Genomic DNA, 12,102 nt, shown 5'->3' on the forward strand with positions numbered 1-12,102 from the left:
CAACGCCGGGTTCATTTGCGCAGCCTCCTATCCCGCGCCCTGAACAGCTGATCGGCCACCAGGCGCCGCAGAGCGTCGCCATCATCGAATTGCAGCGTCACTGCGAACGGCACGATCGCCTGTGCCCAGGCCGGCATCCCGTCCGGACCACGCAACCGCGCGAGATCCTTTTCCGTCGTCACCAGCGTCAGTCCGTCGCCGCGCGCGTCGGCAACGAGCGCTTCGATCTCCTCCTTCGTGAAGGCATGATGATCGGCGAAAGCCTTGCTGCGCACGACGTCGACGCCGCTTGAGCGCAACGTGTTGAAGAAGCGCGCGGGATCGCCGATGCCGGCAAAGGCGAGCGCACGCGTTCCGCGCAGCACCGCCAGCGAAGCCTGCTCCGGCTTCAGATGCGCCGACAGCACCGGCTTGCCGCGGGACGCGAGATCGGCCGCAATGCGCTGCGCCGCGCTCCCCTCGCCGACCACGATCAGCGCGTCGGTTCGTTCCAGCTGCGGCACCAGCGGCGCGCGCAGCGGTCCTGCCGGAATCACGCGGCCGTTGCCGACGCCGCGCGTGCCGTCGATCACGATCAGGCAGGCATCCTTCGCCACCGAGGGATTCTGGAAGCCGTCATCCATCAGGATCACGCTGGCATCCTGCGCGCGCGCCAGCGCCAGGCCCGCGGCACGGTCGCGCGACACCACGACCGGCAAGCTTGCCGCCATCATCAGCGGCTCGTCGCCGACATCGGCCGCCGTGTGGCTGCCGCGATCGACCTTGACCGGGCCGCCGAGCCTGCCGCCATAGCCGCGGCTGAGCACCACCGGGCGCTCGTCAATTTCGCGCAGCAATCTTGCCAGCGCCAGCACCGTCGGCGTCTTGCCGGCGCCGCCGACATGGTAATTGCCGACGCAGATCACGGGAATGCCGGCATCGACGCCGGATTGCCGCATCCGCCGTGCGGCGACCGCGCCGTAAAGCGCGGCGAGCGGTTGGAGCAGTTGCGATGTCCAAGACGACGGCCGGTGCCAGAAGGCCGGCTCACGCATTGGCGGCTCCCATCTCGAGCCGCAACTGCAACAGATAGGGCTCGAGAGCGGTCACCGTGCGCTCCAGCGCGCCACCGAGCTGTTCGACGACGCGCTCGGAGGCCGCCAGCGAAGTGTCGCGTGCCGCGGAATCCGCGAGGAACTGGCCAAGCTGCTTGACCAGCGCTTCCCGATCATCGGCGCGCCGCGCGCCGCCGGCGCGATCGAGCGCCTCATAGACATCGGTGAAGTTGAACACGTGCGGGCCGTGTACGATCGCCGCGCCAAGCTTGATCGCCTCGATCGGATTCTGGCCACCATGCGCGACCAGCGAGCCGCCCATGAACACGATCGGCGCGAGGCGATAGAACAGGCCGAGTTCGCCCATCGTATCGGCGACATAGATATCTGTTGTCGCGACCGGCAGATCCTCGTGCGAGCGCAGACCAGCGCGCAGACCGGCCTCCGTCACCAGCCGCGCCACCGCCTCGCCGCGCGCGGCATGCCGCGGCACGATCACCGTCAGCAGGCCGGGGAAGAATCCCGCGAGCGACTTGTGCGCCTCGATCAGGATCTCTTCCTCGCCGGGATGGGTCGACGCCGCAACCACGATGGCGCGGCCGCGCGTCACCGACATCAGCCGCTCCAGCTTGGCCGGATCCGCCGGCGGCGCCGCGACGTCGAGCTTGAGGTTGCCGGTGACGACGACGTTGTGGCTGCCGAGCGCGGCAAAGCGTTCGGCGTCGGTGTTCGACTGCGCGAGGCAGATGTCGAACCGGCCGAGCAACGCGCCGATGGTATTGGAGACCCGACGCCAGCGCGGGAAGGAGCGCTGCGACATCCGCCCATTGATCAGCACCATCGGCAGCCGCCGCGCGGCGCTCGACAGGATCAGGTTCGGCCACAAATCGGATTCGATGAACAGCGCCAGCGACGGATGCCAGTGATCGAGGAAGCGCGTCACATAACGCGGCGAGTCGTACGGCACGTATTGATGGATGACGTCGGGCGGGAAGCGCTTGGCGACGATCGCGGCCGAGGTCACCGTGCCCGAGGTGAGCAGGATGCGCAAATTGAGCGCGCGCAGCCGCTCGATCAGGCCGGCCGCTGCCAGCACCTCGCCGACGCTCGCGCCGTGAATCCACACCAGCGGGCCCTGCGGCCTGGTATCGGCGCTCACGCCGCGCCGCTCGCCGACGCGTTCGGGATCTTCCTTGCCGAGCTTGAGCCGCCGCTTGATCAGGGCAGGCGCGAGCGGCACCATCGCGGACGACAGCTTGCGGTACACACGCAACGTCATCGGTAGCGAGCTAGCCAAGCGCTGCCTCCGGCCGCCCGACCGCTGCATAGGCACGTCGGGTCGCTTCGTTGAGAAGTTCCTCCACGTGCTGCCGAAGCTTTTCCATCGTCGCGGCGTCGGCGTCGGGCGGCACATAGACCGGCTCAATACCTACCACTGCGCCGCGCCCGAATGGCAAATTGATGGTGGTCGAATCCCAGTTTTTCAACCGGATGAATCGGCTGGTGACCATCGCAAAGGGGATGATCGGCCGGCCGGTCTCCCGCGCCAGCATGATAGCCCCGAGGCCCGCCACCCGCGCCCGCTTCGGCACGTCGGCGGTGGTGGCCATGTTGCAGCCGTCTTCCAGCGCCCGAACCATCTCCAGGAAGGCGCCGACGCCGCCCTTGCGATGGAACGCGCCGGAATGATCGCCGGAACCTCTGATGGTCCCGATGCCGAGCCGCTCCACCGCGAGGGCGTTGAACTCGCCGTCGCGGTGGCGGGAGATCAGCACTTTGGCGCGGTAGCTCTCCTTGGTCTTGATGAACGGCGTCATGAAGTGCTGGCCGTGCCAGAACACGAAGATCGCCGGCATCAGGGGCTCGACGATCCCGTACACGTCATGCGGCTGGTAACTGAAGCGGTTGGTGTACCACACCAGCCGCAGATACTCGGCCGCAAGCACACCCAGCGCGCGCTGCACGAAGCCGCTGCGCAGCAGATCGCGAAAAAGTCGTTTCAATGGGAATGCTTTGTGTCCTGCTCAGGATCGAGCAACCGGTGGAGATGAACGACGAAGTAACGCATCTGGGCGTTGTCCACGGTCTGCTGCGCCTTCGCCTTCCAGGCTGCATAGGCGGTCGCATAGTTCGGGTAGACGCCGACGATCTCGACTTCGTCCAGATTCTTGAAGGTGTTGTGCTCGAGATCGGTCAACTCGCCGCCGATCACGAGGTGAAGCAGCTGGGGCTGGGCATTGTCTGACATGATGGTGCTTTTCCTAACGAGATGCCCGGCAAACAAATGAAGTCGTAGTCGTCACAGGTCTGGTCGTCACAGGTCTGGTCGTAGCACGTCTGGTCGTCACAAGGCGGTCGCAACAGGTCTGGTCGTCACAATCGGAAACGCGGCGCGGATCGGCGAGGCCTCACGGCAAAGGACGGCTGCGAAAATGCTCGACAATGCGTGCATGACGTTCGCGTCCCGCTGCCACCAGCACCCCATGCGTCACCTCCCGGCGATTGTACTCAATCGCGTCCCCCGAGAGCGCGGTCATCTTACCACCCGCTTCCTGCACGATCAAATTCGCGGCGGCAAGATCCCAGTCGCGGCTTTGCCCGCCCGCAAAGGCCGCGTCAAGTCGACCTTGTGCTACACGGCACAACCGCAGCGCCAGCGATCCGATGCGCGGATAGAGCGTGATCTCGTCCGGCGTCGGGCTGAGCCGCTGCACCAGCGGCTTCGGTCCCGCCATCCGCGGAAAGTTGAAATCGGTGCCTGCGGTTGCATGCACCGCGCCGTCGTTCAGGGTGGCGCCCTGTCCGCGGGCGGCGAAGAAGAATTCCTCGCTGACCGGCGCATACACCGCCGCGAGCACCGGCGATGCATTTTCAACCAGCGCCACACTGACGCACCAGTCCTCGCGGCCGGCGAGATAGGCACGGGTGCCGTCGATCGGATCGACGATCCAGGTGAAGCGCTTGCCGATCCGGGTGTCGTTGTCGGCGCTCTCTTCCGACAGCCAGCCATAGCCGGGCGTTGCCGAACGCAGCTGCTGCTCCAGCAGGTCGTTGACCGCGATGTCGGCCTCGGAGACCGGCGAGGACGCGCCCTTGATCCAGTTCTTCAATTCGGTGCGGAACAGTGACGATGCGAGCCGGCCCGCTTCCTGCACCGATCTGGTCAGCAAGGCGGCATCGCGCGCCTTGGTCCAGTCGTCCGTATCAGCGTCCGCCAAGCGTCAGGCCCTCGATGCGCAGCGTCGGCGAATTGACGCCGTAGCGGAATTCCAGATCGTTGGCGGCGACCAGCGACTTGAACATCGGCAGCAGATGGCCGGCGATGGTCACTTCGCTGACCGGATAGGTGATCTCGCCGTTCTCGATCCAGAAGCCGGACGCGCCGCGGCTGTAATCGCCGGTCACGCCGTTGACGCCGGAGCCGATCAGGTCGGTGACATAGAAGCCCTGCTTGATGTCGGAGATCAGCTCCTTCGGCGTCACCGCACCCGGCTCGAGATGCAGATTATACGTTCCGGGAGACGGCGAGGACGACACGCCGCGATGCGCATGACCGGTCGTAACAAGCCCGAGCTCGCGCGCGGTCGCCGAATCCAGCACCCAGGTAGTGAGCACGCCCGCATCGATCAGCGCCGTCTTCTTCACCCTGACGCCCTCGGCATCGAAGGTCTGCGAGCGCAGGCCGCGCACGCGCAAGGGATCGTCGATGATGCGGATGTCTTTGGAGAACAGCTGCTCGCCGAGCTTGTCCTTCAGGAAGCTGGTCTTGCGCGCGATCGAGGCGCCGTTGATGGCGCCGACGAGATGGCCGACGATCGAACCGGCGACCCGCGGATCGAACACCACCGGCACCTTGCAGGTCTCGACCTTGCGCGGATTGGACCGCGCCACCGCGCGCTCTCCGGCCTTGCGACCGACGGTAGCAGGTGAATCGAGATCGGAGGCATGCGGCGCGCTGGTGAAATCATAGTCGCGCTCCATGCCGGTGCCCTCACCGGAAATCGCCGTCGTCGAGATGCCGTGGCTGGAGCGCAGATAAGAACCGTGGAAGCCGGTCGACGTCACCAGCACCATGCCGCCGATCCCGGTCGAGGCCGACGCGCCGCCGGACTTGGTGACACCCTTGACCGCGAGCGCCGCAGCCTCGGCTTCGATCGCGCGCTGCTCGAGTTCGGCCGTGCTCGGAACCTTGCGATCGAGCAGATCGAGATCGGGGAAATCGTGGGCGTGGAGCGCCGGATCGGCGAGACCGACATATTTGTCGTCCGGCGCCACGCGCGCCATCGCGACCGCACGCTCGGCAAGCTTGGCGACCCCGTCGCCGCTGACGTCATTGGTCGACACCACCGCCTGGCGATGGCCGACGAACACCCGCAGGCCGACGTCATCGCCTTCGGAGCGCTCGGTTTCCTCGACGCGGCCGTCGCGCACCTCGACGCCCTGCGAGACGCCGCGCACCGCGATGGCATCGGCCGCATCGGCGCCCGCGCGCTTTGCGGCATCGACCAGGCGCTGTGCAAGGTCGCTCAGGCCCGATTGGTCGAACAGATCGGAGCTATCGCCGTGTCGCGATGCAGATGGTGAAGAGTTCACGAACGAATTCCTGCGGATTGAGGGGGGCCCGGAACGAGGTCGACAGACCCACCAGATGTGCCGGTTTCACAGGGATTTCAAGCACTTTGCACCGGCAGGCAACAAAGATTTGAGTGATCGGGGCAAGGCTTCGTCAATCATGCGGGCCAACCTCTTGTCAATCATGGCACGAGGTGAGGAGGGATTAACCAGGCTTTTTAAGGGGGAACGGACATCGCTCGGCTAGGCTCTCACACAACGACCGGGAACAAAATCCCGGCGGGGAGACAGAGCTTTGAGGCGTCAAACACCAACAAGCGGAATCAATTCCGCCGGGTCGAGCTGCGCGTTGCGGCTCGACCCTCTTTCCCTTCCGCTCAGCTTCCACGCGCAGGACGCGCGCGCGGATGGCGGCATGCGGCAGGTCGAGCTTCATCGCGAACATGTCGTGCTGCGCCGTGCCGTTCTCGGCATGCGGATGGCGGTCAATGTTCGCGTCAGCGACTTTCTCGGCGTCGCGGTGCGTGGCATCGACGACGCGCAGATGCTGGTGCTGGTTCACCGCGATCCCGCGCTCAGCGTTCCGCTCGGCTCCAGTTCGGACGCCGAGGAGATCAGCTCCGCCTGGCAGATGTGGAGCGACATCTTCCGTCTCCCGCAACTGACCGAGCCGGCGCCGCGGACGCCGTCCCCGCGCCGCCGTCGCCGCAACGCGATCCGCACGCGGAGACCGAAATTCCTGGTCCGCCGCCGCGCCGGCGTCAGCCTCAACGGCACCAGCGTACATCGCGGCGAACGCGAGATAATCGCGCGGGATTGAGTTCGGCGCACTCAGCATTCCCTCCATCGCCGTCGTCCTGGCGAAAGCCAGGACCCATTACCACCGCATTCGGTGATGAACGGGATCGCGGCCCCAGCGTCGCGCAACAATTGTGATTTGGGGTAATGGGTCCTGGCTTTCGCCAGGACGACGATGAGGATGGGTTTCGATTCATCGTCTCACACCACGCGGTGTCATCACCCGCGCATGCGTGATTTGTCGTACCTCTCGCCGTCATTACGAGCTGCGTAGGATGGGTAGAGCGAAGCGAAACCCATCAACTCTTGTTCTGCGGCGAGAATGACGGGTATCGCTTCGCTCCACCCATCCTGCGAAGTCATCACGCCGCGCGCAGCACCGCGTCGACGACGAGGCTCGCGAACAGGATCAAGCCGGCGTCGCGGTTGGACTTGAAGATGCGCAGGCAGAGCGCGCCATCGCTGATGTCGAGCCGCCGGACCTGCCAGGCGAGATGCAACGCAAACGCCGCCAGCCCAATCCAGGCCGGCCAGCGCGCCCCCGCGAGTGCGAACGCCACGCCGATCAAGAGCACGGCGAGACCATAGAAGATCACGAGCGCACGATGGGTGCGTGCACCGAACAGGCGCGCGGTGGATTTGACGCCGATCAGCGCATCATCCTCGGCGTCCTGATGGGCGTAGATGGTGTCGTAGGCGATCACCCAGGCGATCGATCCGGCGTAGAGCGCAATCGCGGCCAGATCGATGCGCTCGAGCGTCACCGCAAATCCCATCAGCGCGCCGTAGGAGAAGGCAAGGCCGAGCACGACCTGCGGCCACCAGGTTATCCGCTTCATGAACGGGTAGATCGCGACGATCAGAAGCGAGGCGATGCCGGTCATCACCGCGAAGCGGTTGAACTGCAGCAGTACGAGAAGCCCGATCAGCGCCTGCAGGACCATGAAGACCACCGCCTGCGTCACCGTGACCTGCCCGGCGGGGATCGGCCGCGACCGCGTGCGTTCGACCTTGGCGTCGAGATCGCGATCGGTGATGTCGTTCCAGGTGCAGCCCGCGCCGCGCATCACAAAGGCGCCGATGAAGAACAGCAGCACGACGAGCGGCAGCGAGCGCACGTCATGCGCGACGCCGGCGGCAAGCGCCGCCGACCACCAGCACGGCATCAGAAGCAGCCAGGAGCCGATCGGCCGGTCGTAGCGCGCAAGCCGCAGATAGGGCCGCGTCCAGACCGGCGCATGGGTATCCACCCAGTTGCCTGTGGAGTCGGCAACGCGGGTGGAGACATCGCTCATGGGTGATCCATCAACGGGTGAGGACGTTGCCGTTCAGCGTATCGAAGGTGCTGCCGCCCTTCTTGGTCGGCGTCGCTTCCGGCAGCGAGGCGGACGAACCGAGCACGTCGCTCAAGCTCGGCCCCGCAGGCCCACGCGGCTGCGCCGCCGCCTGCTCCGCGACATTGCAGACCTTCTTCAGCAGCGCTTCGGTATTCTTGTGCCCGGCCTTGAGCTGGTCGGAGATCTGCGGCGGAATTCCGCACTTCTGCGCGTTGGTGTCGACATATTTGATCATCTTGATCTCGGCCTGGCTGTAATTGCCGATCAGCTTGCAGGCCTCTTGGGGGCTGGCGTGGCGATCGCTCGCCGCCTTGATCGCCTTGCCGCGCTTCTCCGCATCCTCGCGCAGCGGAGTGAAATTCTTCATGCAGGCGTCGGCGGCACCACCACCACCCGCACCCGGCGGGGGCGGCGACGACAGCCCGCCGCCGGCGATGGGGGCCGCGCCACTGCTCGGAAATGCCGACGGCGTGGTACCGACCCTGGCCGCCGGCGCGCCGTTGACCGGCGGGAATGCGGAATCGGAGGCGGTTCCGGCCTGGCTTGGACGCATACCATTGACCGGCGGAAATGCGGGATCCGAGGCGGTGCCGGCCTTCCCTTGCTGATTGGGCAGCGGTGCCGGAAAAGCGCTCTGGGCAGCGGCCTGCCCCGCGGACAGGGCGGTCGCAGCAACGGTCAGCACGATCAGACGGCGGATCATCGAGGGTGTTTCTCCGGCAAAAGGTCCAGGCAACCCCAGCGCAACAAAAACGAAGCAACGAATTTTGGGGGCGTTTTACGATTCCTGTGAGGCCTTAACAACCCGTGGATTTGGGCGACAGCGCGGCGTAGGGCCACACCGGCCACATTAAATTGTTCCCCGATTCTAAGCCTTTAGGCTACGAACGGCGGTAAAATGGACCATCAAATTTGCCTGAACAGGATTTTTGGCAAGGCCCCGGTTTGGATTTATGGGCCGACGCCGCGGGCGACCGAACAGCAAAAGGGACCGCGTGCAAGCGGCCCCTTGGACTAAAGAAATGACTTGGTGACAGAAGCAATATATCGACGCTCAATATTACCTGGCTGGCGAGTTCCTGAGGAGTCCGCGGGATTACGGTGTCGCGCAGTTTGGTAAACTGGCCACACCGCACTGAAGCCGCCTCGGATATGCCTGAACTCGATTTCCGCAGCCCCCGCCTGTTTGTCGACGCCCCGCTCGGCGCCGGCGCAACCGTTCCGCTCGAACGCGATCAGAGCAACTATCTCGGCAACGTGCTGCGGCTCGGCGCCGGCGACAGCGTGCTGGTGTTCAACGGACGTGACGGCGAATGGCGCGCGGAGATTTCCGGCCGCAAGCGGGCCGACATGCTGACGGTCGCGGCACAGACCCGCGCGCAGGACCGCCTGCCCGACGTCACCTATGTGTTCGCGCCGCTGAAGCATGCGCGGCTCGACTACATGGTGCAGAAGGCAGTCGAGATGGGCGCCGCGCGGCTCGTGCCGGTGCTGACCCGCTTCACCCAGGTGTCGCGGGTCAACGGCGAGCGGATGCGCGCCAATGCGGTCGAGGCCGCCGAGCAATGCGGGATCATCTCGCTCGCCGAAGTCGCCGACCCCCTGCCCCTCGAACGTTTCCTGGCGGGCCGCGACCCGGCGCGGCTGCTGGTGTTTTGCGACGAGGCGGCCGAGGTTGAAAGCCCGGTGCAGGCGCTGGCGGCGGCAACGGCTGCGAATGCCGGGATCGATGTCCTGATCGGCCCGGAAGGCGGCTTTGCCGAGGAGGAGCGCGCGCTGCTGCTGCGCCAGCCCGCCATCCTCCGCCTCGCCCTCGGTCCGCGCATCCTGCGCGCCGACACCGCCGCCGTCGCCGCGCTGGCGCTGGTGCAGGCGGCTCTGGGGGATTGGCGGGCGTAGCCCGGATGAAGCGCAGCGCAATCCGGGGAAACCTTTCAACGCCGCGAGATGCCCCGGATTTCGCTGCGCTACATCCGGGCTACGCCACCGATTGTGGGGAACATCTGCCCCTAGCCAAGCCGTCGTAAAATCGTTAACGCACGCAATCATTAAGCCACTTGGCCGATCGCTGTCGAAACCCCGATCCGGCCATGGTAATGGCTGCCCCGAACCACCCTTGGAACCCGCACCGGAACCTGGTCCGGAGCGAATTGGACGTCGAGATGACCGAAGCTGCCGCACCACGATCCGCCGCCGGATCCGCCGTTTGGGCGGATGCGCTGCTGGCCTCGTTCGCGCAGGCCGGCTATCAGAGGTCCGAGCCCGCGATCCTGCAGCCGGCCGAGCCGTTCCTCGATCTCTCCGGCGAGGACATCCGCAAGAGCCTGTACCTGACGACCGACCCGGGCGGCGAGGAGCTCTGCCTGCGCCCGGACCTCACGATCCCCGTGGCGCGCGACTACCTCGCCTCCGCCCGCGCCGGCCGGCCCGCCGGCTTCAGCTATCTCGGCCCGGTGTTCCGTTATCGCGGCGGCGCGCCGAGCCAGTTCCTGCAGGCCGGCATCGAATCGTTCGGACGGCAGGATCGCGCCGCGGCCGATGCCGAGATGCTGGCGCTGGCGCTGGAGGCGACCACGGCGTTCGGGTTGAAGGACGTCGAGATCCGCACCGGCGACGTCGCGCTGTTCAACGCGCTGATCGATGCGCTCGACCTCTATCCGGTGTGGCGGCGCCGGCTGATCAAGGACTTCAACCGCAAGGTCTCGCTGACCGACGACATCGAGCAGCTGACGCTCAAGACGGCACCGGGCCGCAACGAATATGAGGGCGTGCTCGCTGCGCTGGCCGGCTCCGACCGCAAGGCGGCGCTGGCGCTGGTCACCGATCTGATGTCGATCGCCGGCACCACTAATGTGGGCGGCCGCACGGTGGCCGAGATCGCCGACCGTTTCCTCGAGCAATCGACGCTGAAGGGCGGCGCGCTGCCGCGCGATGCGGTCGCGACCATCAAGCGCTTCCTGGCGATTGCGGGCGATCCCGACGACGCGGTCGCGCAATTGCGCGCGCTGGCTGGCGAGGCCAAGCTGGACCTTGCCGCCGCGATCGACCAACTCGAGAGCCGGATCGGCTTCATGGCCGCGCGCGGCATCGACATCCGAAAGACCCGGTTCTCCACCGCGTTCGGCCGCGGCCTCGACTACTACACCGGCTTCGAGTTCGAGCTGCACGCCAAGGGCAACGGCGCCGAGCCGCTGGTCGCCGGCGGGCGCTATGACGGGCTGATGACGCAGCTCGGCTCGGCGAGCCCGATCCCTGCAGTCGGCTTCTCGGTCTGGATCGAGGCGATGACCCGGCATGGCCAGGCCACCTCCTCCTTCGGAGCCGCCCAATGAGCACGCCCTTCGTCGTCGCCGTTCCCTCCAAGGGGCGGCTGCAGGAAAACGCCGAAAGCTTCTTCGCCCGCGCCGGGCTGACCTTGTCGAAGGCCGGCGGCGCCCGCGACTATCGCGGCACCATCGCCGGCGTCGACAATGTCGAGATCGCCTATCTCTCGGCGAGCGAGATCGCGGCCAATCTGGCCCGCGGCTCGGTGCATCTCGGCGTCACCGGCGAAGACCTGGTGCGCGAGAGCATTCCCGATGCCGACAAGCGCGTGCTGATGATCGAAGGCCTCGGCTTCGGCTTTGCCAATGTCGTGGTCGCGGTGCCGCAGGCCTGGATCGACGTCCGCACCATGGCCGATCTCGACGACGTCGCATCGGGCTTCCGCGAACAGCACAATCACCGCATGCGGGTGGCGACCAAATACATCAATCTGACGCGCGGCTTCTTTGCCAAACACGGCGTCGGCGACTACCGCATCGTCGAAAGCGCCGGCGCCACCGAGGGCGCGCCCGCCGCCGGAACCGCCGAACTGATCGTCGATATCACGACGACAGGGGCGACGCTCGCCGCCAACGGGCTCAAGGTGCTCGACGACGGCGTCATGCTGCGCAGCCAGGCCAATCTGGTGGCGTCGAAGGATGCCGATTGGTCGAAGGGCGCCCGCGAGACCGCGCGCGTGATCCTCGACCACATCGCGGCGCGCGCCCGCGCCAGCAAGTATCGCGAGGTCCGCACCCGCTTCGCCGGGTGCAACGATGCGCTGCTCTCCGAGGCGCATAACCGCTTCGGCGTGGTCGCCCCGTTCGGCGGCCCGACCTCGTCGGGCATGCTTACGCTGCACTGCCCACCGGGCAAGCTCTACGCGCTCGGTAGCTTCCTGCGCGAGCACGGCGCCGAAACCGTGTCGGTGGTGTCGCTGGACTATGTGTTCGACCGCGAGAACCCGCTGTTCGCCAGGCTCGAGGCGTTCCTGCGACAATGAGGCGGCCACGCCGTTCATGTTGGCGACAGCTACCCTGCGGTACCATATTGTGTTC

12 protein-coding genes are annotated in these 12,102 nt (G+C 66.3%); 4 read left to right on the forward strand and 8 right to left on the reverse strand.

All coding sequences use genetic code 11. The annotated features are described in order from the left end of the window. Window positions 1–11: 11 nt before the first annotated feature. The 6 genes from lpxK to QA635_RS36080 form a co-directional block, all read right to left on the reverse strand. A complete protein-coding gene (gene lpxK / locus QA635_RS36055) occupies window positions 12–1,034 on the reverse strand; it encodes a tetraacyldisaccharide 4'-kinase (protein ID WP_283064577.1) in 1,023 nt (340 codons plus the stop codon). Beyond that, window positions 1,027–2,361, reverse strand: a complete 1,335-nt coding sequence (locus QA635_RS36060; protein ID WP_283064579.1) for a 3-deoxy-D-manno-octulosonic acid transferase — start codon at window positions 2,359–2,361, stop codon at window positions 1,027–1,029. The genes lpxK and QA635_RS36060 overlap by 8 nt, the downstream gene beginning before the upstream one ends. Beyond that, the gene (locus QA635_RS36065; RefSeq protein WP_050384219.1) at window positions 2,324–3,037 is read right to left on the reverse strand and encodes a lysophospholipid acyltransferase family protein; all 714 of its coding nucleotides are present in this window, start codon (window positions 3,035–3,037) and stop codon (window positions 2,324–2,326) included. The genes QA635_RS36060 and QA635_RS36065 overlap by 38 nt, the downstream gene beginning before the upstream one ends. Further along, the gene (locus tag QA635_RS36070) at window positions 3,034–3,282 is read right to left on the reverse strand and encodes a DUF4170 domain-containing protein (protein WP_016848023.1); all 249 of its coding nucleotides are present in this window, start codon (window positions 3,280–3,282) and stop codon (window positions 3,034–3,036) included. The genes QA635_RS36065 and QA635_RS36070 overlap by 4 nt, the downstream gene beginning before the upstream one ends. Window positions 3,283–3,442: 160 nt before the next feature. Continuing rightward, window positions 3,443–4,252 carry an inositol monophosphatase family protein gene (locus QA635_RS36075; protein WP_283064582.1) on the reverse strand — a complete coding sequence of 270 codons (810 nt, stop codon included), beginning with the start codon at window positions 4,250–4,252 and terminating at the stop codon, window positions 3,443–3,445. After that, entirely contained in the window at window positions 4,239–5,627 is a 1,389-nt protein-coding gene (locus tag QA635_RS36080; protein ID WP_283064584.1) for a TldD/PmbA family protein, read from the reverse strand. The genes QA635_RS36075 and QA635_RS36080 overlap by 14 nt, the downstream gene beginning before the upstream one ends. A gap of 274 nt (window positions 5,628–5,901) precedes the next feature. Here QA635_RS36080 and QA635_RS36085 point away from each other — a divergent pair, with 274 nt between their 5' ends. Beyond that, on the forward strand, window positions 5,902–6,426 hold the full coding sequence (locus tag QA635_RS36085) for a DUF6101 family protein (RefSeq protein ID WP_283064586.1): 525 nt from the start codon (window positions 5,902–5,904) through the stop codon (window positions 6,424–6,426). A 340-nt stretch (window positions 6,427–6,766) separates the two neighbouring features. Here the strand turns inward: QA635_RS36085 and ubiA are convergent, their stop codons facing one another. Continuing rightward, the gene (ubiA, locus tag QA635_RS36090; protein ID WP_057016651.1) at window positions 6,767–7,699 is read right to left on the reverse strand and encodes a 4-hydroxybenzoate octaprenyltransferase; all 933 of its coding nucleotides are present in this window, start codon (window positions 7,697–7,699) and stop codon (window positions 6,767–6,769) included. A gap of 10 nt (window positions 7,700–7,709) precedes the next feature. After that, entirely contained in the window at window positions 7,710–8,444 is a 735-nt protein-coding gene (locus QA635_RS36095; RefSeq protein ID WP_283064590.1) for a hypothetical protein, read from the reverse strand. Between the two features lie 449 nt (window positions 8,445–8,893). Here QA635_RS36095 and QA635_RS36100 point away from each other — a divergent pair, with 449 nt between their 5' ends. The 3 genes from QA635_RS36100 to hisG all read left to right on the forward strand — a co-directional run bounded on the left by QA635_RS36100 (window position 8,894) and on the right by hisG (window position 12,047). Further along, on the forward strand, window positions 8,894–9,640 hold the full coding sequence (locus QA635_RS36100) for a 16S rRNA (uracil(1498)-N(3))-methyltransferase (RefSeq protein WP_283064592.1): 747 nt from the start codon (window positions 8,894–8,896) through the stop codon (window positions 9,638–9,640). A gap of 263 nt (window positions 9,641–9,903) precedes the next feature. Then, a complete protein-coding gene (locus QA635_RS36105; RefSeq protein WP_283064593.1) occupies window positions 9,904–11,073 on the forward strand; it encodes an ATP phosphoribosyltransferase regulatory subunit in 1,170 nt (389 codons plus the stop codon). After that, on the forward strand, window positions 11,070–12,047 hold the full coding sequence (gene hisG / locus QA635_RS36110; protein ID WP_092086859.1) for an ATP phosphoribosyltransferase: 978 nt from the start codon (window positions 11,070–11,072) through the stop codon (window positions 12,045–12,047). The genes QA635_RS36105 and hisG overlap by 4 nt, the downstream gene beginning before the upstream one ends. Window positions 12,048–12,102 lie beyond the last annotated feature (55 nt).

It is taken from the genome of Bradyrhizobium brasilense (genome assembly GCF_029714345.1).
GTDB classification, from domain to species: domain Bacteria; phylum Pseudomonadota; class Alphaproteobacteria; order Rhizobiales; family Xanthobacteraceae; genus Bradyrhizobium; species Bradyrhizobium australafricanum.

Coding starts and splice junctions, on each gene's coding strand:
- lpxK (WP_283064577.1), bottom strand. CDS start 1,034: ATGCGTGAGCCGGCCTTCTGGCACCGGCCGTCGTCTTGGACATCGCAA.
- QA635_RS36060 (WP_283064579.1), bottom strand. CDS start 2,361: ATGCAGCGGTCGGGCGGCCGGAGGCAGCGCTTGGCTAGCTCGCTACCG.
- QA635_RS36070 (WP_016848023.1), bottom strand. CDS start 3,282: ATGTCAGACAATGCCCAGCCCCAGCTGCTTCACCTCGTGATCGGCGGC.
- ubiA (WP_057016651.1), bottom strand. CDS start 7,699: ATGAGCGATGTCTCCACCCGCGTTGCCGACTCCACAGGCAACTGGGTG.
- QA635_RS36095 (WP_283064590.1), bottom strand. CDS start 8,444: ATGATCCGCCGTCTGATCGTGCTGACCGTTGCTGCGACCGCCCTGTCC.
- QA635_RS36100 (WP_283064592.1), top strand. CDS start 8,894: ATGCCTGAACTCGATTTCCGCAGCCCCCGCCTGTTTGTCGACGCCCCG.
- QA635_RS36105 (WP_283064593.1), top strand. CDS start 9,904: ATGACCGAAGCTGCCGCACCACGATCCGCCGCCGGATCCGCCGTTTGG.
- hisG (WP_092086859.1), top strand. CDS start 11,070: ATGAGCACGCCCTTCGTCGTCGCCGTTCCCTCCAAGGGGCGGCTGCAG.